Here is a 22,713-nt window from a genome sequence, read left to right as displayed (position 1 = left end):
TTTATATTGATATAAATTTTTTAGTTAGGAGGTTCTATGATTTCATATAAAAATAATGAGTACCTACTTTATATAAAAGATGAGTTATGGAAGTTTTACAAAAATGACGAGGGATCTATTTGTTATAGTATTTTAAAAGATAATTCTTGGAGTCAAGAAATTGAGCTTGTAGATAGCTGTGAGCAACTTCTTTCTGTTATATTAAGCGCAAATGGATCAATCTATATACTTTCTATTTCCTCATCAAAATCACTGGTTTTATATACTTATAAAGAAAATTATTTTTCAGAAAATGTATTACTTAATTTTTCTTTTGAAGTTGATCACATTCAAGTAATATCCTTAAATAATGCTTTGAATTTGATTTATACTAAGTATGATAATAATACTTACTGTCTTTATCACAGAATAATAACCTCTAACCTTACAATTACACCTCCAATAATGCTTGATATAGTTGAGAAGCTAGAAGGGTTTCCTTTTATAGCATACGTTCAGAAGAAGGAAATAATTACTTTGTATGTAAAAAAGCTAAAGACCTATTACATAGGTTATAGAACCTACTCTCCTCAACAGAACTTTTGGGGTAAATACACTTCCATCGATAGGTGCCCCACAAAACCCTATGACTATTCCTTTGCCATTGACGAAAATAATGTAATTGCTATTAGTTATTCAATCAAGGATTCCTCGGCCTCCTTATTAAAGTATGGATTTTTAATAGATAACAACTTTTCAGCAAAAGCTTTAAAATCAAATGAGAGTATAGATACTTATTCAAGCCTAATATATAAAAACAATGTTTATTATTTAATATATAACTTTAAAAATACTATTTTTATAACATCCTTATTTGTTAATGGAGATTTAGATGTAGTAGAAAGAGTTCCATATAGTTCAAGCTCTATTATAGAAAAATACATTTTGCAATCTGATAGCTTAACTTTAAACTCCTTTTCAAGCTTCATAGTAAATGATAAAAACAACATACTATTCTCACCATTATCAATATTAAATATGACGCTAATAAAGCCTGAAAAAAGTGATGATAAAAAGACTAATGAATCTATTTCTACTTATTATGAAAAACAAATTATTTCAAAAAATAAGACCATACAAAAACTATTAGATCAGGTAAATTCTCTTCAAACACATATAAAAAAGCTAGAAACTGTTGCTACAATAAATAATACTATTGAGAGAGAAGCTCAAAACTTAAAAAAAGAAATAGTAACAAAAGAATCCAACATTCATGTCACTAATAAATTATTAGCTGATTATGAAAGTAAATATAAAGATACAAAATTAGTCATTGATAACCTTAAAACTCAAGTATCTGTATTAGAAAATAAGCTGCAATCTTATGAAGGTACTATAAATACATTGACGTTAAAAAACAAAGAACTTAGTGATGCACTAACCTTAGCCCAAGAAAGTAGGATTGATACCACAAACCTAACACTTTTACTACAAGATAAGGATAAGGATATTGCAAATCTTAAGTACTTAAATTCTTCCCTTCAAGTACAAATTGATAGATTAACCCAACAAATTGATATGTTATCAATAGAAAAAGATACTAAAGTCTCCTTTGTTAAACGTCTTTTTAAATAATAATGACGATTAAAAAGTTTATATACAAACTTTTTAATCGTCACTTTTAATGTAAGCTACTGAATTTTTTCATTATATATCTCTTTTACAGAGAAAATCAGCTCATCTAAATCTTCCTTTGAATTAAAATATCCAATGCTTACCCTAACTGTTCCTCTATTTTCAGTTCCGATTAATTTATGAACTAATGGACAACAATGATATCCAGTTCTTACATAAATATTTCTATCATTTAGCCCTCTTCCTACTTCAGAGCTTTCCATTCCTTTTAAATTAAATGAGACTATTGATGTTTTTTCCTTCTCATCCAAAGGTCCATAACATTCAACAAAATCTAAACTTCTTAGCTCCTGAATTAAATAATTAGTAAGCTCAATTTCTTTTTCTTTTATCTTTTCTAACCCTACCCTATTAATAAATTCAATTCCTTTAGACAAGCCTACAATTCCTGGGGTATTTAATGTACCACTTTCAAATTTATCTGGAAGAAACTCCGGCTGTTCCATACTGCTTGATTGACTTCCAGTTCCTCCATACTTTAAAGCTTCAAAACTTATTTTATTCCTAATACATAAAGCACCTGTTCCTTGAGGTCCAAGTAACCCTTTATGTCCAGGCACTGCTAGAAAATCAATATTATATTTCTCCATATCAATTTCTATCTTTCCAGAGGTTTGTGCTCCATCTACTATAAATAAAATCCCCTTATTTTTTGCTAATTGCCCAATTTTCTCAATATCTTGTATTGTTCCAATAACATTAGACCCATGATTTAATATTATTGCTTTTGTATTAGGTTTTATTTCCCTTTTAATATCCTGAACTGAAAGCTTCCCATTTTTATCTCCTCTTATTAAAGATACCTCTGTTCCCTGCCTTTCCTTATGCCTTAAAGGTCTCAATACTGAATTATGCTCAAGATAAGATGAAATTACATGATCTTTTTCCCTTATTAATCCGTTTATAACTATATTTAAAGCATCTGTAGTATTAGAAGTAAATATCACATTTAGCGGATTTTTTACATTAAATAGCTTGGATATATTTTCTCTGCATTTCATTATCTTGAAATCACACTCAATTGACATATTGTGAGCCCCTCTTCCAGGATTAGCACAATACTCCTTTAGACATTTTTCAACCTCTTCACTCACTTCCTTAGGTTTAGGAAAAGACGTTGCTCCATTATCTAGATATATCATAATTCATACTCCTATATCATAACTTGAATATATTTATAACGTTTGCCCTCTAGGACTTTTTCATATACAGCTTTTATTTCTATTCCACTATCCTTTATCTCTTTAGTTATAATATCAAAATCTTGTTTTCTAAACTCTATAGCTCTAGTGCAGCTTGATGAAACGGAACAAGGAGTCGCTATTATATTAACCTTATATCTTTTATCTTTTAATATCTTAAACAATTGTAAACTTGCACTTGAGGAATAGAACACAATTATACACACATTATCCATAAAATCACTCCTCATGTTTATCCTTTTTATTAATATATTCATTACACCTACTTAAATCTACATTTATATATTACAATAATTTAAATTTTAACTTTCTTATTAAAATTCTACACACTATTCCCATATAAAACATATTATGTACTGAAATACAAAACTAAGGAGGATTTTTTATTATGGCATGTTGTGTTGATAGATGCACTAACCCTTTAAGTTTGGTTACAAAATTACCTAATTATACTTCAGATAAATTCCTTCCAGCTGCTCCACTTCCTATAACTGCTGCAACCTCACAGGCTACCGCAGTATTAATTAATAGTTTATCATTAATTCGAAATTACACTGATAGTGATGTTCTTGTAGAAGGAGTTGTTCAAGTTAATATTGATGCTATAACTCTAGCTGCTATAACTGGTACTCTTGCTGTAACAATAGATGTTTACCGTACCCCAACATCTACTTTAGCTAGTGATAGAATTTATTCTGTTACAAAAACTCTAGTAAATGTTGTAGCAATAACTGGTATTTTAGGTGCTATAAGAAACGTAATTCCTTTCCAATTTACTGATAATGAAAATACTACTAATTATGTTCCTGCACCTTATCCTCTTCCTGATGGCTTAAGTCCAGCTACCTATTATGTAAGAGCTAGTATTTTAAATAACGGTATAACATTAGGTGCTGCAACTATTACTGTAGTTAGATCTGACGCTTCTGCTTCTGAAGAAGTAGTTTTCGTATAATATAACTCTTAAGTTCAACTAATTATTTGAAATAAATGATATATTACAGATATTCCTTACCTTTATAAATAAAGAGAGATGGATTTTAATCCATCTCTTCTCTTATTTAAATATGTTATACATATAATTACATTCTTTTTAATTAAGAAATTGTTAAAAAGTGGCTCCAAGTTATTAAAGGAGCCACTTTCAACAGGCTTTTTTACTAGCAACAGTCCCCATGTGATGGTGGATCAAATTCGTCAAAAGGAAATGGTAAAGTGTTGAAGTATTCGCATGGATCATCTGGTAATATATTAGCACATGTTGGAATATCACAATCTCCTGAAGATTGAACATTTAGATTAACAAATCTGTAAAGTTTAATAATTGTAAATAGACCTATAGTTACATCTGCACGATATTCTATTGTAGGAACATTATTTACTAATACTGTATAGGTTCCAGGTACTGCTGTTAATGGATTTCCAGTTGCTTGAATATAAACTAGTGGAGTATTTCCATTGCAGTATGTTGTCGCTGGGCTATAAATTGAATCAAAAGTAGATACTATCTTATTACCAACACATCCACCATATAGGGATACTTTCTTTTCCCATGTTGTGAAAGCAGGTATATCTGCAGTAGTTGTTGGAGTTGGTGAATTTACAGTAACTGTTAATGCATTTCCAGCTGCATCTAATAGATTTAAGATATAGTTAAATCTATAAGTTATACTTACATCAAAGAAGCCTTCTTGTCCAAAGCAACTTGGTTCAATATTAGTTACAGCAATGTTTCCAACGCTAAAATCACAACAATCTACTCTAATACTTCTTACTGCATTAGTAAATGCAATAACTTCATTTAAGGCAATTGTAGTATCTGTAGCTGGTCCAGGAAGATGACTGATTAAAAATGGAGCTGTGATACTATATTGTCCTCCAAGAGAAGATGAGTCTATTCTTATAACTGTCTTTCCAGGTGGAATTACTGTAACATCATCAACAGGAGTTAAGCAATCTTGTTGTCTACACCTACCATATACTTTTTTAGCAATTATACATTCTTCTTTTAGTTGAATATGCTGAGCTGTACTATTTACTTCAAAATTATCTTGCATATTTATCCTCCTCTTACATTCTTAGGATATTTAACTTATTTCATTAATATAATATGGAGGATGCATGTTAAGTGTTCGTTATGGTTAAAAAAAAGTTAAATATGTCTACTAAATTTATTTACTAAAATTTATATCCATTATGAATATTTATTATATCTCTAAGTATTGATGCAGCTGCATTAACAGTTCCTGACGCACCACCTATTACAGTAATTTCTCCTAGTGTATCAGTATAATACTTAACTCCCTTATTTTTACCATTTATGTTAAACAACATATTTTCTCTTTCTACAAGTATTGGAGAGACTTCCATACTTGTTTCATACCCAGTGCATTCGATTTTTCCTACTAGTTTATATCTTTTTCCTTCATATTTTGCTTTTAATATATCTTCCTTTGAAACTGCAGTAATTCCCTTAATTTTTATTTCATTAATATCAATGTTCTTTTTTAATACTACCTTTGAAAGAATCATCATCTTTATTGCTGTATCATATCCTTCAATGTCTAGAGTTGGATCTTTCTCTGCAATTCCTAAAATTTGAGCTTTATCTAGTGCTTCTTTAAAACTTAATCCGCTTTCCATCTCCTCTAAAATAAAATTGCTAGTCCCATTTAATATTCCTTCTACTTTATTAATGTTAGCACCTGCTAAATCCATCAACCCACAATTTAAGCTAGGTAAAGCTCCACCTGTAGTACAACCAACCCCAAGGGATACCCCTTTTTCTTCGCTAATTCTCTTTAACCCTTCATAATCAACTAATATAGGCCCCTTATTTCCGGTAACTACATTAATATTATTTTCTAATGCATATTTTATGTGAGTAAGGCCTGGCTCCCCAGTTTCTTTATTTGTTTGAGTCAGTTCAACCATTAAATCACATTCCCTTTTAATTAATACATCTCTATAATTAATTCCTGATCTCCAATTTTTATTATTTTCTAATGTGCCTGCATTTAACACTTCCATTAGATCTAGTGGCTTGCTACTTAATACCCCACCTTTAGAATTTAATATTCCCCTAACTTTTATATCTAAGCCTTCACTTTTAAGCTTTTCATTCTTATCTTTCAATAGCTGTATAAATGCTTTTCCCACTCCTCCATAACCTATTAATACTAGATTCATTCTTACCTCCAAACAATTAAGATTTTCTTAAGAAAATATTTAAAAATTAAAAATTTCTTTTTATATAATATTGATATATAATTATATTATTGTGTTTCATATTGAGAATTACCATGTGTTTAAATTATATTTTAAAATTGTGGACAAGGAGTTGATGGGATAGTGAAAGAAATATATATATTACTTACTTCTACAAATACTATTTATGCTAGAGCTATTAGACTATATACAAAAAAATCCTATACCCATTCATCAATTGCTCTGGATGATTCATTAAACAATATGTACAGTATGACTAGAAAGTATTATCGTAACCCCTTCTTAGGAGTTTTCAAGAAAGAAGAGATTGATAAAGGAGTCTTCTCCTTTTATCCAGAGTGTCCTGCTGTAGTTATTAAACTTAAAGTAAATGCGGAACAACATAATGAAATTCGCCAAATGATTTGGGATTTTAATAAAAAGAAAATTAAGTACAACCTTAGGGGTATATTTTATAGAGTAATAAAAAAAGAATATAGTGCAAAAGATAGGTTTTTCTGTTCAGAATTAATAGCCTATATTTTAAAAGAAACTGAAGTATTTGACTTTGAAAAACCGCTTAACTTTGTAGAGCCTTCTGACCTACTTACTATTCCAGATGCTGAAGTTATATATCAAGGTCCTTTGGCTAACTATTCTATAGACAACCTACAATTTACAAATTAAAGAACTGGCTTGCAAAAATTAGATTTATTCTATCTTTGCAAGCCATTATTATTTATTTCTTCTCTCTTTAAAAAAATCTATCAATACTTTACTACATTCCTCATTATATTCCCAACTAACTTCTATAAAACTATCTAAATACGGATGATTCAAAATATCTGCAACAGTTCCACATGCTCCTGCCTTAGGATCAAAGGTTCCTATATGTACTTTACTTATCCTACTTTGAATAATAGCACCTGCACACATAACACAAGGTTCTAAAGTAACATATAATTCACAGCCACTTAATCTCCAATCTCCAATAAACTTACTAGCCTTATCTATTGCTAATATCTCAGCATGCGCTAATGGAGATCTTAATGTTTCTCTTAAATTATGCGCCTCTGCTATGATTTTCCCCTCTTTGACTATCACAGCCCCAACTGGAACTTCAATCTTTTCTTTTGCCTTATAAGCCTCTTTAAGAGCTGCCTCCATAAAACTCATACTTCTCTTTACCTTTCTAAAAATATGCACATAATACATACAACAAGCACGTTTTTTTAATAATATTATAGCATATATTTATATTTACTTTATTTTTAGTATGATTTTTGAGTAAAAAAAGTACTATTACTGGGTAGTTTATATATTTTTAAGTTCTAATCTGCTATTTTTGTGTTTTTTAAAATACTGCAACACCCCATATTAATACCTTAAACACCACCTTTAAGTCACTGAGAATTACTATTTTTAACAAATATAATAGTATTATAGGAAAAATTTTTAGGAGGTGACGATTATGGGTGTTAATGACAAGATATTTTCTCAAGGAAATATTAGCAAAACTCTATTAAAGTTTGCTATCCCAGCAATGATTTCTCTATTAGTTGTTGAGCTATATAATATGGTTGATACCATATATGTTGGAAGATATATTGGTTCTAATGCCATAGGCGCATTAACCATAGCCTTTCCAGTACAAAGGTTTATGACTGCCATAGGTATGTTAATATCCGTAGGAACATCTACCTTTGTAGCTAGAAATCTTGGAGAGAAAAACTATACTGGAATAAAACAAACCATAATTAACAGTATTTTAATTACATTTATAACATTAGGCTTATTATCCATATTAATATACATTTTCCGTAAGCCTATTATCATGAATCTTGGTGCAAGTGAAACTTTATATCCGTTAGCTAAAACTTATATTTCAATAATATTAATAGGTACCTTATTCCAAGGTCTATCTATTGTTCTAGGATACATTATGACCTCACTTGGTGATACAAGAATTAATTTATATGGAAATTCAATAGGTGCTTTAGCAAACATCATAATAAACTATATTCTTATTGATATGATTGGCTTTGGTATAGAAGGGGCTGCAATAGCTACAATTATTTCTCAATTTATTGCCTTCTCCTTTATAGTTTATAAATTCATAAAGATAAGAGATTTTATTAATCTATCTCTTTCTTCTTCAAATATAGTTAAGAGTTTTTCACCTGAATTAATAAGAGATATATTTACAGTAGGTTTCTCAACCTTTGTTATAGAAATATCTGATGCAGTAGTTTCAGTTATACTAAATAACTTGCTATTATCAAAAGGTGGAGATGCATCAATAATTATGATTGGTGTTATTACAAAAATATCAATGTTTATGTTTGTAACTATAATAGGTATAAGTTCCTCCATGCAGCCAATTGTTGGTTTTAACTATGGAGCTGGTAACAAAGAAAGAATGTTTAAAACCCTTAAAACTTCAATAAAGTGGGTTACTATTTTCTCTTTAGCTATCTGGAGTATTCTAATGATATTCACTCCAAATATAATAGGAGTTTTCCTAGAGGATTCTACTTTGTTATCTCAAACTGTTATAGCCTTTAGAATATGTATATCTATACTGCCTACAGTAGGACTTTACTATATAGCTATCTATTATTATCAAGCAATTGATGATGCAAGAACCTCCTTTTTGTTTTCAATTTACAGACAAATAGTTGTGTTTATTCCAATAGCCTTAATACTTATTAATACTTTTGGTGTCATTGGTGCTTGGATAGCCTTCCCCCTATCAGATGGAATATCTGCAATAACTTCAGTTTACTTTATGAGGAAAACTCTTAAGCCTGAGCCTAGTAAAGAGCTTAAAGTTAAAAGTGCAGATTTCAAAATTAAGGGTACAGGTGTTAGAGTTCAAGGGAGAGCTTAACCCCCCATTTACAATTAGCTTACAAAGGACTAAGAAAACATCTGTTATCTTAGTTCTTTTCTATTTTTCCTAATATTAACTCCACAAAATGTTATAATATATAATGTGTAATTTTTCTGTAAATCATAATTTTACATTTTTAGGTTTTAATTTTACATAAATATTGTATAATATTATGGTAAATTACAGACAAAACTTTCTATAGACTAATTAACTAAATTTATATACGAGGTAATATAATGAAGAATTCAATCTTATCTATCGTCGTCCCATGCTTTAATGAAGAAGAAGTTTTACCAACAACCCATCATGAACTATCCATGCTTTTAGATAGGTTAATTAAAAATGAAAAAATAAGTAACAAAAGTACAATTATCTATGTTGATGATGGAAGTAAGGACAAAACCTGGAGTTTAATATCTGAACTTAATAGTTCTGCAACCTATGCTTGTGGAATAAAGCTTGCTAAAAATGCAGGCCATCAAAATGCAGTAATGGCTGGATTAATGGAAGCTGCTAAAACATCTGATATGATAGTTTCAATAGATGCTGACTTACAGGATGATGTTAATGTGATAGAAGAAATGGTAGATAAATACCATGCAGGCTTTGATATTGTTTATGGCGTTCGTTCTTCTCGAGAAAGTGATACCTTTTTTAAGAGGAATACTGCATTAGCATTTTACAAATTAATGCACGTTATGGGAGTTAAAACTGTTTATAATCATGCAGACTTTCGTCTAATGAGCAAAAGAGCTGTAGAAGAATTAGACAATTATAAAGAAAGAAATCTTTTTTTAAGAGGAATTGTTCCTTTGATTGGTTATAGCTCAACCTCTGTCTATTATGAAAGACATGAGCGTTTTGCTGGAGAATCTAAGTATCCACTAAAAAAAATGCTGAATTTTGCACTTGAAGGAATCACATCTTTTAGTGTCACACCTATAAGATTTATTACATCTATAGGTTTTATAATTGCTTTTGCTAGCATATTTGCAGCGATATATTCTCTTGTGTCATACTTTACAGGCAATGTAACTTCTGGATGGACATCACTAATCTTATCTATTTGGTTTATTGGTGGAGTTCAATTATTATCAATTGGACTAGTGGGAGAATATATTGGAAAGATATATACAGAAGTTAAAGGAAGACCAAGATATAATATCGAAACTATATTAAATAAAGATCTAAAGTAAAGAATGAGGACTAATTATGATTTTTTTTAAAGAAAATAAAATTTTTAATATATTAGGTAACATAATTATTTTTTTCGTTAGCTTATTTTTACTATTTGTCATATTAGGCTTTTTTAGTATTTCAGTTAATGCTTTAAATATAAATATCTTTTTAAAAATCCCTTTATTTATTATTGGTTTTGCTATAATGGTAGCACTTCTTATTTTAATATCAAGGGTGATAGTATGGCTGACTAATAGATTAACCAATAAACAATATATTATATTCTTAATATTATTAACTCTAATTACAAGAATTATATGGGTACTTTTAATCAAATCCCCTATAACCTCTGACTTTAAAATCATGTACGAAACTGCTACTAAATTAATAAGTGGTGATTATTCAACCATTGATAAAAGCTACTTTAACCTGTGGGTTTATCAATTTGGATTTAGTGGTTATGAAGCATTGGTTATGAGTTTATTCCACACAACTAACCCATTAATAATAAAATTATTAAATATATTTTATTGCTTAGGAACTACTTTATTGGTTTATAAAATAGGTAGCAAGATTTTTAATGAAACTTCAGGAAGAGTAAGTGGTTTTTTCTATTCAATTTACATATCCAGCCTAGTTATGACCTCTGCTCTTACAAATGAACATATTGCGACCTTTTTATTCCTATTAGGTATTTATGTCTTTTTATGTAGCAACTTATCTTTTCCTGTTAGAGCAATTATTTTAGGTATTTTAGTTGCCCTTGGAAATATAAATAGACCTTTAGGTTCACTTATTTTATTAGCCATAATTATTTATTTAATTTTAATGCTAATCAAAGATTTTAACTTTATTAACATAAAACACACTTGTGCAAGTTTAATATTAATTGTTTTATCATACTTAGTTATAATGAACTTAGCTAGTTATATATTTATTGCAAAGGGAATTACTCCTTATAAATTAACTAATAGGGATCCTCTTTGGAAATTTGTAACAGGGCTTAATTATGAAACTAAAGGCCAATATTCTGAAAAAGATGATAGTTATTTATATAGTATAAAAGAACCTGCAGAACGTAAAAAATTAGAGATTCCATTAATTAAAGAAAGAGTATCAAATATACCTAAACTAGCATCCTTAATAAAAGATAAAGTTCTTATTATGTGGTCAGGGCCTGATGATTCAACTTACTGGACATGTCAGTATTTAAATAAACGAATCTTAAATATTGCTATAATAGGAACTGAGCGAATACAATTCATTGCAATGGCTTTCTACTCGATAATAGCAGCATTATTTTTATTTAAAGAAAAGAAGTATAATAAAAACTTATTAATCCTTCTTTTAATTGCAGGCTATGCCTCTGTCCACTTCTTTATTGAGATTCAAACGAGGTATAAATATTTTATGATTCCTCTTCTAGCAATTGTCCAAGGGTATGGAGTCTATATTTCAAGCAAATATTTAAAGAGATAAACATAGGGACTATTTCGTATATGAAATAGTCCCTTATATATTATTTTTCTTCCTTTTTTATTATTCTAACAAGATTAGCCTTATGTCTATATATCATTATTAAACTCGCACATATAGTTGCAATTATTATTGGACGAGGTTCTTTTAAAATAATACACATTATAGGAATTGTCGCACCAAGTGAAATTGATCTTATTGACACTATCTTAGTTGTTGCTCTTAAAATAAAATAAACTACCACTCCTGATAAGGTTGCAATTGGGGCTAATAATATAAAGGCTCCCATGGTTGTATTAACACCTTTACCTCCATTAAAACCTAAAAACGGAGTATAATCATGACCTAATATTACAACCACTGCGATAATAGAAAGATATATATCTGTAGAAACAGGTAATTCATATAGCTTTGAAGCAACTATTCCTAAAGCTACTGCCACAACCCCTTTAACAATATCTCCTACCTGAGTTGCAATTGATATCTTAGTTCCTACTATTCTTTTTACATTGGTTGACCCAATATTTCCACTTCCTTGAGTTCTTATATCAATCCCACAAAAATGCTTTACCAGCAAATATCCTGTAGGTATAGATCCTAACATAAAAGCAATTAAAATGGTTATAAAAATAATCATTTTTTCCTCCTAAATATATACTTTTATATATACTAATCTTTACTGCATTATATATTATATACCACATATACTTTACTTACAATCAAGCTTAACAATCTTAATATTTAGTATATCATTACTATAGTTGCCTATTTTGTAATAATATGGGTTTAATGGTATAATTATTTTAAACTTATTTAAAACAATTAAGGGAGATTTATAAATGCAAATAAACTTTGAAATTTCAAAAAGTGATTTTATAAGAGCACAATGTGATTATATCTTTAATTCATCAAGCTATATTTTTTCAAAAGTATCATTTATATCTATACTACCTTTTTTAGCAGCTCTTATAGTGTATATTGGTGATTTAAAAATAGGCCTAATAGGTTTTGCCATTTGCCTTATTGTAATTTATACAATCTTTATACCCATTGGACCCATTATATTTAAATATATTATTACTAGGACAGTAAATAAAAAATATATATTCTTAGAACGCTCTATAAAAATTTCAATATCATTGAATCCTGAAGCTATTAAAGTAACCTACAGTAATGCTAAATTAGAATTTGATTGGTCTTCAGTACTAAAAGTAGTGGAAACTTACCGTTACTTTCACTTTTATACAACTACCATAGTAAATGAGCGTCTATTCATACCTAGAAATAATGAAAATAAACAGCTTATTATAGACATACTTAAGAAAAATCTACCTGATGATAGATTCAGTTCTATTAAGGAAAAACGAAATATCTTTAGCGCTGCGGAGGATTATAAAAGGTTCAAAAATTTATTTAATGACTTTAAATAAAAAGGAGACTTGCTAATGCAAATAGATTGTAATTTTTCAAAATCAGAGTATGTAGAAGCTCAATGTGATAATTATTTTAATACAAATGACTACTTATTAAGAGAATTCTTTAGCATATACTTCATTCCATTTATCTTGTTCGGAATAGTATATTTAGTGTTTAAACATAACTTCTTTATGTTTATCCTTTCTACTATCTTTTTTTATTTACTAGTTATATCTTTTGGTTCAAAATTTTGCAGGTTTCTTTTTAAAAAATCCATGGAAATGAGATATCTAAAATCAGGTAGAAATTATATTATTTCAATATTACTAACTACTGAGTCAATTAAAGTGACTAGCTCCTATTCCACTGTTATTTATAATTGGACTTCAGTAGACAAGGTATTAGAAAACAGTTTATATTTTCATCTTTATATTGGAGTAAATGGTCGTGTCTTTATACCTAAAAATATACAAAACAAGCAATTGCTTATAGATACCCTTAAAGATAATATACCTGAACATAAATTTGCCTTTATTAAAAAGCAACGGAATATATTTGATGTGCTTAAAGACATAAAAAAAGAAGGTAGATAACCTTCTTTTTACATACCCTATTTTATTATAAATGCTGAGGGCAAATACCTTCCTGTATCTGAGCTTGATGGTTTATTTACTATCTTATCCTTATAATACATTATTGTAGAAGCTCCCCCATCTAGATTTGTTGCATTATAAACATCATATTTTAAAAGAATGTCCTGAACTTCTTTTAATGTTGCTCCAGGGCTTAAAATTTGTCTACCGTCTATTACTAACATAACTATTGATCCATCTTTCCTTTGGCCTATAGCTGTTCTAGGTGCAATTCCCCAACCGCCATTTCCACTTTTAATTGTAGGTTCTCCATCTACGATTAAATAAGGGAAAAAAGTTATAGCTTCTTTTATCTTAAGATCTCTCATTTCACTTAAAGTGTAGTTGCCTAGTACCAGGATTCCAGATTCATTAAATCCAACCATTTCATACTTTTTATTTTCTTTACCATATAAGACTTTTCCATTATGAATCACGACCCCCAAGGGAGTCCCACCGTTACCTACTCCATTATCATCTTGAAATCCACCTGCATTTATTCCTGCAATTGCCCCTTCCTGCTTAACTATATCTTCTAGCTTCTTTCCACTCTTTCCAATGGTGTCAGGTATCCCTAGTGTTACTCTTTTAGGATCTTTTATGATTAAGACATAACCTTTATATTTACCGTTTGAGATATCTATAAGTTCTGTTCCGTCATAAGGTGAAGTAACAGCTTCACTCATAGCTGGTTTATCTTCTTCAACTGAAATATCATTAACAGTTGAATTTTTATCATCTTCAATCTTATTTTTTGCCATAACTTTATCTATTTCATCTTGGCTAAATAGCATTGTTGCTAAATATTTATGACTAAGAGTTGTCATTGCAGTAGTTATATAATATTCTCTAATATTCTCAAGAGGGCCATAAACCACTAAAGGTAAACTGATACACATAGTAATTATTATATTAGCTAAAATAAATGCACCTATGTGAAATAAACCCTTTTTCACCTTTGATTTCTTTTTATAACGATCCATTCGTTTAACTTTTTTGTCCATATTACCTCACTTATAAAATATATTCATATGATTATTTTACTTTATATTTCATTACCCCAGCAATAAAAAAAATCTTAAATATATTGAACAAATTAGTAACAAATAGTATAATATGAACAGGGTTCATTTAAAAAATGGAGGATAACAATGCCAAAGATTATAGAGAACTTAAGAGATAAAATACTAGATGAGGGAAAAAAAGCTTTAATTACGCAAGGTTATAAAAATGCAAGCATTAGAGATATTACAAAAGCTTGTGGAATAGGAACTGGAACCTTTTATAACTATTTTAATAATAAAGGTGAACTTGCTGTAGAAGTCTTTGAAAGAGATTGGTCTATGATAATTATTTCTATTCAAGCTATTGTAAAAGCTGATATCTCACTTAAGGATAAACTATTTCAAATATTTCTATATGTAGATGGTTTTCTTAAAAACCATATTAGTGTTTTTGTAGAAATGTCTAAAGAAGATTATACCTATAACGAAGTGGATGTAATGGCTCCTCTTTACGAAGCTATAGAAGAAATCCTTCTATTCCATAAAAATAAAGGTGATATAACTTCATCAGTAGAATTAGCTAAACTAACTAAGTTCTTAGTTTACAACTTGACGAATATATCAAAACAAAAATTTATGACTTTTGACGAATTTTATGCACTTTTAAACTTATAATAATAAGTGCATTTTTTTAAATTTTATATGAACAAGGTTCAGAAAGGAGATTTATATGAAAAAAACAAACAAAAACATAATGTTACTATTATTCTTGCTGGGCATATTTATAGGAGCTTTGGATTCAGGTATTGTTTCACCTGCTAGAACTGTAATTGCAAATTCATTTAACATATCTGCTAGCAGCTCCATATGGATGATTACAATATATACCTTAGCTTATGCTGTTGCAATGCCAATAGCCGGGAAACTATCTGATAGGTTTGGAAAGAAAAAAATATATATTATTAGCATTTTATTATTTGGAATAGGTTCTATGCTATGCGGGATTTCAGATTTTTATGGCGGATTTACCCTTTTACTAATATCAAGAGTAATTCAAGCTATAGGCGGTGGTGGAATAATGCCAATAGCTACAGCATATATAGGTGAAAGCTTTCCTCCTGAGAAAAAGGGGGCTGCCTTAGGTATGGTTGGAGGAATCTATGGTATAGCAACAACCTTAGGACCTACAATTGGTTCTGGTATATTAAACTTAGTTGGTTCATCAAATTGGGGCTTTTTATTCTTTATAAACGTTCCAATATGCATAATAATTTTAATACTTTCTACCATGACTCCAAAGGATGATAAGGTTACTGTACCAGGGAAAATTGACATATGGGGAAGTATAGTTATAAGCTTAACCATACTTTCACTAATGTACGGCTTAACTAACTTAAAATTCTATGAGTTCTCTAGTAGTATTAAATCTAATAATGTATGGCCTTTCTTATTAGCTTTTATAATACTTTTACCAGTATTAATTTTCATAGAAAAAAAGGCTGAGGATCCTGTGCTTAATTTAAAATACTTCACTAATAGAGAAATTACTTTAGCATTGATAATAGGCTTTATTGTTGGTGCTGGTATGATGGGAGTAGTTTTTGTACCTCAATTTGGAGAAAATGTTCTAAAAATCAAATCTGGTTCTGGAGGATATATCGTAACAATCATGGCTATATTTGCTGGAGTAGGTGCTCCTATAAGCGGAAGGCTTATAGATAAATTCTCAGCAAAACTAGTTCTAATAGTAGGGTTCATATTATCTGGTATCGGAACCTTAACTTTGGCTTTATATACTGCAAATCATCCAAGTTTCTTTAGCTTGGTTATAGGTTTGATTTTTGTAGGACTAGGAATGGGCTGTACTATGGGTGCTCCACTTAACTACATAGTTCAGACTAATGTAAGCGCTAATGAAACTGCAACTGCCCAATCAACTCTTTCTTTAGTAAGATCTATAGGAGTTGCTATTTCTCCAAATATACTTATAGGCTTTATATCTGAAGCAGGCAAAAACATGTCTACTAAACTAATGGATGTTATTCCAAAAGCACAAGCTCCACAGATTCCTGGCATGCCATCAGCCCCTTCCGGAAGCATGTCCATGAGTTCAGGGGGAATATCTCCAGATCAATTACAGACTTTGCAAAACTCAGACGTAACCACAATTGTTGATTCTATTAAAAAATTCAGTGAATCAATGATAAATGATAAAGTTGCACCAGCACTTAAGGGCATAACCTCTGCTCCTAATTATAAAGGGCCAAAAGCTGATGTATTATTATCAACTATAAAAGATGGTTATTTAAAACAAATCGAAGACGCTAGAGCAACTATAGAAAATGTATTCCAAAGTACTTTAAATTCTGGATATTCAAAATTATTTATAGGTGCCGCTATTATTGCATTACTAGGCTTAATATTCTCATTAATGCTTTCTAAAAATAAAAAGGAAATATTATAAAAAGTAACCCCAAAATAGAATTTTCCATTCTACTTTGGGGTTATCTTATTCTTTCTCATAATATAATTCTTCAGTTAGCCTAATTAATTCTTTTATTTTTCCACTCTTAATGCTGTAGTACATAAACATACCGCATTTTTTTGCATTAACCACTTTAGCATCCTTTAGTATCTTTAGATGTTGTGAGAGATTTGCTTGACTGAACTCAATATCTTCATTCATCTCACAAACACACATCTCTCCTTCAGAAAGTCTTTTTGCAATTTTAAGTCTTACAGGATGAGCTAAAGCTTTAAAGATATTTACTTGAAATTCATCCATTAAAACTTCACTCCTATTTCTTATTTTCCAAATAGTACGTCTAGTACCTTATCTCCAGCTCCTCTATTTTTTCCTATATAAGGATAACAGTGAATGTGTATAGCAGGATTAAAATTCAATTCTATTATCCCATAATTACTTTCATTTAACGGAACCTTTATATCCTGTATCATCATATCAACTCCACAAATAGTTGCTCCAGCTGCCTTGGCAGATTTTATAGCCATAGTTTTATAGCTCTCATGCATCTCATCCGTAAAGTCAATGCTATCTCCTCCAGTGCTTATATTAGAGTTTTCTCTTAAATAAACAATTTCGCCTTCTTTAGGAACATAATCAAAGTTCTTTCCTTGCGCTTTAAGGAACATTTCTTCAATTTCTCCTAAAGATATTTTTTCAAGAGGAGTCTTATATCCTTTTCCCCTTAATGGATGTTTATTTTTCTCCTTAACTAATTCACTAATAGTTCTTGCTCCATCCCCTTGAACATTTGCAGGAACTCTATGAAGTATTCCTACAACTTCATCAGCTATCACTAAGAATCTATATTCCTTACCACTTATAAATTCCTCTACTAATGCAGTTTTATCATTTTCAAAGGCTATCTCTAGAGCTCTAGTAAAATCGCCCTTTGAAAATTCTTCCTTAAATATAGATATCCCTATTCCAAAATTAGTCGACTTAGGCTTTACTACTATTTGTTTATCCTTAAACAATTCATAGTCAGCCCTTGCATCTTCAATATTGTTATAGTTCTTTCCTGAGGGAACTCTTACTCCATTTTCTTTTAGAACTTCCTTTGTTACAACCTTATTTTCCATAACAAGTACGGTACTATAAGAATCCTTTGAAGTCTTAGTTGCTTGCTTTACATATTCAACCTTGTTATCTTTCTTTAATCTTACAAAGTTTTCTTCTCTATCTAAAACTTCAACCCCTATTCCTCTTTTTATAGCATTTTTAAGTAATATTTGAGTTGAAAGTTCTAAGTCTTCATATCCTATTAAGCTAAAATCCTGCCTTTTACTTTCTTCATAGTAATCATTTGCCTTATCAAGATGAAAGCTTACATAACTACTATCTATTATTTCCTTAGTAATAACCGCCGCATAAGTCTTACTTACGTCTAAAACTTTTTCTCTAGCTGATTCTATAACCTTTCTTAGATAATCAGTTTTATAATCTAACTTATTAACTATATCTATTAAGTCATCAATTATTTTTAGGGCTTCTTCCTTGAATGAAGCTTTTTCTCCATCATTGTTATAGATAAAGCTATCTTCTCTTCTTCCTGCCATGGTTGCAACTTTATGATTTATATTAGCAATTTTTTGCTCAGATTCTGTTAATGTGCCTTCTTTCATGAACAACATGTATATCATAAATAAGTGCACCAAATATAAATCTTCTATAAATATTCCATTTTTATTAAGAGGATTTAGATCTAAGATTCTTATTTCTAGATATTCAATTCCATCCTTCATAAGTTTCTCTTGAGAACATCTTTTACAAGTACTTTTTAATCTAACTGGACCGTAAAATTCACTAGCATTATCTAATTTTCCATCATTAATAAGCTTTTGAATACTTCCAATGTACTGCTCTAATGAATCATAATTAACTAAATAATCTTCTTTATTTTTATATCCCCATTTACTATTTCTTAAAGACATCATATTTTTAAAGTAACAGCTTCTGTCTGCTAACTCCTGAATATCATCTGTACATCTATCTAAATAAGTCTCGTGGAATACTGGACTAGCTCCTGTTAAATAAATCAAAAACCATCTATATTTGATAAAGTTTCTTGTTATCTTAAGATAAATTTTATTTTTAAATTCTTTTAAGCTTTCTCCCTCTCCAAGGCTTTTATATAAACTATTTATAAACTCTTCTTTAAATGAAAAATTGTAGTGTATACCTGATAGAAGTTGTTTCTTTCTACCATACTTTTCTGATAGTTTCTCTCTATATAATCTCTCTTCCTTACCTTCCTCAGAAAAAACAGCTATTGGTATTTCTTCATTACTTGGTAAGATAGGTGGATTACTTTGTGGCCACAAATATTCTTCTCCAATGGATAGAGATACTATGTTTTGAAGATTTTCTATATAATCATAAAGTTCTTCTATACTATTACAGACTGGTGTAATTACCTCTACTTGGCTTTCTGAAAAATCAGTTTTAATATATGGATTCTTTAACTTATCTCCAAATATTGCAGGGTGGGGAGTTAGTGATAGTTTACCATCCTTACTAACCCTTACATTTTCTTTTTCAAGTCCAAAGTTTCCTTTAAATAATTTTGTTACTATATCTTCAGTTAAAATTGATTCTAATAATTTATTATCAATACGTTCCATTACACTGTTCGCTCCTATCTACTACAAAGGTTTTTCTTAAAAATATAATAAACCAAGTAACTAATATTATTCCTTTTATTAAACTACTTAAACTTATACTTGCCCATATTCCATTAAGCCCAAGTATGCTATCTTTTGATAATATCATTGCCATGGGTATTCTTAAAGCTGTAAATGCAATACTTATAATCGGCGGAACATAAGTTTTCCCAACTCCATTAAAAGCACCTACTGTAAGAAGTTCCATACACATAAACACTTGGGAAAACCCTAAAATTCGCATATAACTAGTACCTAAATCCACTGCTGCTTTTTCTTGAATAAAAATACTAAACAATTCCTTTGGGAATAAAATGAAAATAATTGAAATTATAAGTCCAAATATTATTGTGGTCGTTAAAGCACTAAAATAACCCTTTTCTATTCTTTTGTATTTCTTAGCTCCATAGTTTTGACCTACGTAAGCTGCTATAGCTCCTTGTATTCCCCCTATTGCCATATATGATACAGATTCTAATTGTACTCCTACTTTTTGAACTGCTATGGCTGTGGCTCCAAAGCTTGTAATTAGTCTTGCAATAATTATTGATATTCCTATAAAACTAACCCTTTGAAGTGAAACCGGCATACCCATCTTTAATACTTCTTTAGCTTTAATAAAATCAAACTTTACAGAAATACCCTTGAAACTAAAATACTCCTTTGCTGTAAAGATAAAAATAATAAATACTATAATTCTTGATAGATTTGTAGCTATAGCTGCTCCTGCAACTCCCATTCCAGCTACTGGTCCAATCCCAAAAATAAGTATCGGATCTAGTATTATATTTGTTATAAAGCCAATTGTATTTGCCTTAAAAGGTAGCTTACTATTTCCAAAGCTATTTAATATAGTGCTTTGGATTGAATTAAAATACATAAAAATAACGCCTACAGCTGAATAAACTAAAAAATCCTTTGCCATTTTTTCTATTTCTATATCATTCAGTTGAAAAAAGCCTATAAGCTTATTTTTAAGTACTACTATTAATATTGAATAAACCACCGCTAAAATTACTGATAATATAAAACTATTTTTTATATATATTAATGTTTCCTCTTTTTTGTTCGCCCCAACACTCTGGGCTATCTTAACTCCGCTCCCTATCATGATAATTGCAAACAAAGCTAATGCTAGGTTTATAAAAAAGCTTGCCGTCCCTACTGCAGCTACTGCTTTACTTCCAAGCTTACCTACCCATATCATGTCAACCATCCCATAGGCAGTTTGAATAAAGTTAGTCGCAATAATTGGTAATGCTAGTTTAATAAGACCTGTTGTTATTTTTCCTTCTGTTAAATTTATATTATCTTTCATATTAATCCCCCAGTACGAAATAATTATATTAGAATATCCTTATATAGTCAATAAGCTTAATTCTCATTTTAACAATTTATTATTTCTTTATATATCCTTACTTCATAAAAGGGATTTTACTTAAAATCTTTTAACTCAGCTAATAATAAATGTATTTTCTTACCTGTACAAGCTATTTTAATCATAGTTTTTAACATGATTTCTTACAAATAAAACTATGGTACTTAAAATCGCACAAATCATTGCCGCCATTAAATAGTTTTTTATTAATCTTCCGGTAAAATGTACAATTAGAAAAAAGGAAATGAATAAAATAATATTTTCAATTATCCTTCTCATGGTACTCCTCCTAATTACAAAAATTTCGACTGATTGTGTTCTAAAATATTGTTTATTTAATTATATAAGAAGAGTGTTTTAAAATATTATTTATATAATGAAAAGTAGTTTTTTTGTAATAACCGTTATGATTTAGATTTAAATTAAATAAAAAGATACTTAAAGTCATAATTAACCTTAAGTACCTTTTATATAGGTTTTTTATAGGAAACTTAGTTTATTCATACATGAATAAACTATTAGTTAAACTTAAAACCAATTATATTATTTAACTAATCCTTTAATATATCTGCTTGAAATGTAGCATTCTTCTCCATTTACCATATAAGCTATTCTATTTTTTAAATCTATTTCTTTTATATTTGTCTTATTTACTATGTAAGATTTATGACATCTATAAAAATTATTATCTAGCATTTCTTCAAGTTCTTTCATCTTTGAATAAAATTCAATCTGCCTGTCCACACCATGGAGAATGATTTTATGTATAACGTTAGAAGTTTCAAAAAATAGGATTTTATTAAATTCAATATTTATAACCTTATCACCTATTTTAATATAGAACCGCTTTTCATCAGCCGTTTTAATGTGATATCTTTTATCTGCTTCTTTTATACACTCGTGAATTTTATTCTTTAAGTTTTCAAAATCATCTTTTACTATATAATCCATTGCCTCAATCTTATACTGGAATGTTAAGTAGCTAAGTTCTCCATGGGTGGTTACAAAAACTATATATCCATTAGGATCCTGTTTTCTTATTTCCACGGCTAAATCGATACCATTTATGTCTGAACTTAAGTCTACATCTAAGAAGTATAAACCTCTTCCCTTATGATTACTTACGTACTCTACCAATTCGTTTGGATTTCCAGTCTCTAATGCTAACCACATATCAAAATCTTCTATTGTAATTATGTTCTCTATTATTCTCTTAAAATTTTCCCTTTGACTTGCATCATCTTCACAAATAAATACATTGAGCAAGACTTACTCCCCCCCATCATGATTACAGCACAATTTTATTATACCATATGTCTTCCATATATTATCAAGAAGAAAAATGTCTGGAAGTTTGTGTGTATATAAAGGCTTCTTTTGAATTAGGTAATTATAAGGGAATATAGCTATTTATCTGATTTTATTTGCATATAAATATAAATTTAGAACGGTTATTACAAAAAAA

General features: G+C 29.4%; 22 protein-coding genes. 10 read left to right on the top strand and 12 right to left on the bottom strand.

The genetic code is table 11. The features are described from left to right. Window positions 1-36 precede the first annotated feature (36 nt). Entirely contained in the window at window positions 37-1,614 is a 1,578-nt protein-coding gene (locus L1S47_RS09900) for a hypothetical protein (RefSeq protein ID WP_238883422.1), read from the top strand. A gap of 56 nt (window positions 1,615-1,670) precedes the next feature. On the opposite strand, the gene L1S47_RS09895 is transcribed toward L1S47_RS09900, so the two are convergent. Both L1S47_RS09895 and L1S47_RS09890 read right to left on the bottom strand, forming a co-directional pair. Further along, window positions 1,671-2,816: an aminotransferase class V-fold PLP-dependent enzyme gene (locus tag L1S47_RS09895; RefSeq protein WP_238883421.1), complete on the bottom strand. Its 1,146-nt coding sequence runs from the start codon at window positions 2,814-2,816 to the stop codon at window positions 1,671-1,673. Window positions 2,817-2,827: 11 nt separating this feature from the next. Then, the gene (locus L1S47_RS09890) at window positions 2,828-3,091 is read right to left on the bottom strand and encodes a DUF3343 domain-containing protein (protein ID WP_238883420.1); all 264 of its coding nucleotides are present in this window, start codon (window positions 3,089-3,091) and stop codon (window positions 2,828-2,830) included. A 173-nt stretch (window positions 3,092-3,264) separates the two neighbouring features. Between L1S47_RS09890 and L1S47_RS09885 the strand changes: the two genes are divergently transcribed. After that, window positions 3,265-3,831 carry a hypothetical protein gene (locus L1S47_RS09885; RefSeq protein ID WP_238883419.1) on the top strand — a complete coding sequence of 189 codons (567 nt, stop codon included), beginning with the start codon at window positions 3,265-3,267 and terminating at the stop codon, window positions 3,829-3,831. Window positions 3,832-4,036: 205 nt separating this feature from the next. On the opposite strand, the gene L1S47_RS09880 is transcribed toward L1S47_RS09885, so the two are convergent. Continuing rightward, entirely contained in the window at window positions 4,037-4,933 is an 897-nt protein-coding gene (locus tag L1S47_RS09880; RefSeq protein ID WP_238883418.1) for a hypothetical protein, read from the bottom strand. 121 nt (window positions 4,934-5,054) lie between these two features. Next, the gene (locus L1S47_RS09875) at window positions 5,055-6,065 is read right to left on the bottom strand and encodes a homoserine dehydrogenase (protein WP_238883417.1); all 1,011 of its coding nucleotides are present in this window, start codon (window positions 6,063-6,065) and stop codon (window positions 5,055-5,057) included. A 162-nt stretch (window positions 6,066-6,227) separates the two neighbouring features. On the opposite strand from L1S47_RS09875, the gene L1S47_RS09870 reads away from it, so the two are divergent. Next, on the top strand, window positions 6,228-6,770 hold the full coding sequence (locus tag L1S47_RS09870; protein WP_238883416.1) for a hypothetical protein: 543 nt from the start codon (window positions 6,228-6,230) through the stop codon (window positions 6,768-6,770). A gap of 48 nt (window positions 6,771-6,818) precedes the next feature. Here L1S47_RS09870 and L1S47_RS09865 read toward each other — a convergent pair whose 3' ends face one another. Next, window positions 6,819-7,259, bottom strand: coding sequence for a nucleoside deaminase (locus L1S47_RS09865; protein WP_238883415.1), 441 nt, complete (start codon window positions 7,257-7,259; stop codon window positions 6,819-6,821). A 295-nt stretch (window positions 7,260-7,554) separates the two neighbouring features. On the opposite strand from L1S47_RS09865, the gene L1S47_RS09860 reads away from it, so the two are divergent. From L1S47_RS09860 to L1S47_RS09850, 3 genes are all read left to right on the top strand, one after another. Beyond that, window positions 7,555-8,973, top strand: coding sequence for an MATE family efflux transporter (locus tag L1S47_RS09860; protein WP_238883414.1), 1,419 nt, complete (start codon window positions 7,555-7,557; stop codon window positions 8,971-8,973). A 239-nt stretch (window positions 8,974-9,212) separates the two neighbouring features. Then, window positions 9,213-10,172 carry a glycosyltransferase family 2 protein gene (locus L1S47_RS09855; protein WP_238883413.1) on the top strand — a complete coding sequence of 320 codons (960 nt, stop codon included), beginning with the start codon at window positions 9,213-9,215 and terminating at the stop codon, window positions 10,170-10,172. Between the two features lie 16 nt (window positions 10,173-10,188). Continuing rightward, complete coding sequence (locus tag L1S47_RS09850; protein WP_238883412.1) at window positions 10,189-11,634, top strand: hypothetical protein; 1,446 nt, start codon at window positions 10,189-10,191, stop codon at window positions 11,632-11,634. 40 nt (window positions 11,635-11,674) lie between these two features. On the opposite strand, the gene plsY is transcribed toward L1S47_RS09850, so the two are convergent. Continuing rightward, the gene (plsY, locus tag L1S47_RS09845; RefSeq protein ID WP_238883411.1) at window positions 11,675-12,268 is read right to left on the bottom strand and encodes a glycerol-3-phosphate 1-O-acyltransferase PlsY; all 594 of its coding nucleotides are present in this window, start codon (window positions 12,266-12,268) and stop codon (window positions 11,675-11,677) included. 202 nt (window positions 12,269-12,470) lie between these two features. On the opposite strand from plsY, the gene L1S47_RS09840 reads away from it, so the two are divergent. Both L1S47_RS09840 and L1S47_RS09835 read left to right on the top strand, forming a co-directional pair. Next, on the top strand, window positions 12,471-13,061 hold the full coding sequence (locus L1S47_RS09840; protein ID WP_238883410.1) for a hypothetical protein: 591 nt from the start codon (window positions 12,471-12,473) through the stop codon (window positions 13,059-13,061). A 15-nt stretch (window positions 13,062-13,076) separates the two neighbouring features. Further along, on the top strand, window positions 13,077-13,640 hold the full coding sequence (locus tag L1S47_RS09835) for a hypothetical protein (protein WP_238883409.1): 564 nt from the start codon (window positions 13,077-13,079) through the stop codon (window positions 13,638-13,640). 17 nt (window positions 13,641-13,657) lie between these two features. Here L1S47_RS09835 and L1S47_RS09830 read toward each other — a convergent pair whose 3' ends face one another. Continuing rightward, window positions 13,658-14,683 (bottom strand): phosphodiester glycosidase family protein, encoded by a 1,026-nt coding sequence (locus L1S47_RS09830; RefSeq protein ID WP_238883408.1) that lies wholly within the window; start codon window positions 14,681-14,683, stop codon window positions 13,658-13,660. Between the two features lie 147 nt (window positions 14,684-14,830). Between L1S47_RS09830 and L1S47_RS09825 the strand changes: the two genes are divergently transcribed. Beyond that, on the top strand, window positions 14,831-15,358 hold the full coding sequence (locus tag L1S47_RS09825) for a TetR/AcrR family transcriptional regulator (protein WP_238883407.1): 528 nt from the start codon (window positions 14,831-14,833) through the stop codon (window positions 15,356-15,358). A gap of 55 nt (window positions 15,359-15,413) precedes the next feature. Further along, window positions 15,414-17,147, top strand: coding sequence for an MFS transporter (locus L1S47_RS09820; RefSeq protein ID WP_238883406.1), 1,734 nt, complete (start codon window positions 15,414-15,416; stop codon window positions 17,145-17,147). Between the two features lie 45 nt (window positions 17,148-17,192). Here the strand turns inward: L1S47_RS09820 and L1S47_RS09815 are convergent, their stop codons facing one another. The 5 genes from L1S47_RS09815 to L1S47_RS09795 form a co-directional block, all read right to left on the bottom strand. After that, window positions 17,193-17,468, bottom strand: coding sequence for a metalloregulator ArsR/SmtB family transcription factor (locus tag L1S47_RS09815; RefSeq protein WP_202769113.1), 276 nt, complete (start codon window positions 17,466-17,468; stop codon window positions 17,193-17,195). A 20-nt stretch (window positions 17,469-17,488) separates the two neighbouring features. Next, window positions 17,489-19,831: a bifunctional glutamate--cysteine ligase GshA/glutathione synthetase GshB gene (gene gshAB, locus L1S47_RS09810; RefSeq protein WP_238883405.1), complete on the bottom strand. Its 2,343-nt coding sequence runs from the start codon at window positions 19,829-19,831 to the stop codon at window positions 17,489-17,491. Then, on the bottom strand, window positions 19,818-21,188 hold the full coding sequence (locus tag L1S47_RS09805) for an MATE family efflux transporter (RefSeq protein ID WP_238883404.1): 1,371 nt from the start codon (window positions 21,186-21,188) through the stop codon (window positions 19,818-19,820). The genes gshAB and L1S47_RS09805 overlap by 14 nt, the downstream gene beginning before the upstream one ends. Window positions 21,189-21,365: 177 nt before the next feature. Further along, window positions 21,366-21,527, bottom strand: coding sequence for a hypothetical protein (locus L1S47_RS09800; RefSeq protein WP_238883403.1), 162 nt, complete (start codon window positions 21,525-21,527; stop codon window positions 21,366-21,368). Window positions 21,528-21,791: 264 nt separating this feature from the next. Then, complete coding sequence (locus L1S47_RS09795) at window positions 21,792-22,514, bottom strand: LytTR family DNA-binding domain-containing protein (RefSeq protein WP_238883402.1); 723 nt, start codon at window positions 22,512-22,514, stop codon at window positions 21,792-21,794. Between the last annotated feature and the right edge of the window lie 199 nt (window positions 22,515-22,713).

The sequence above is a fragment of the Clostridium sp. YIM B02551 genome (assembly GCF_022324735.1).
Classification (GTDB): domain Bacteria; phylum Bacillota; class Clostridia; order Clostridiales; family Clostridiaceae; genus Clostridium_T; species Clostridium_T paridis.
Note: the sequence above shows the minus strand (reverse complement) of the source record. Positions and strands in the feature narration are given on the sequence as shown.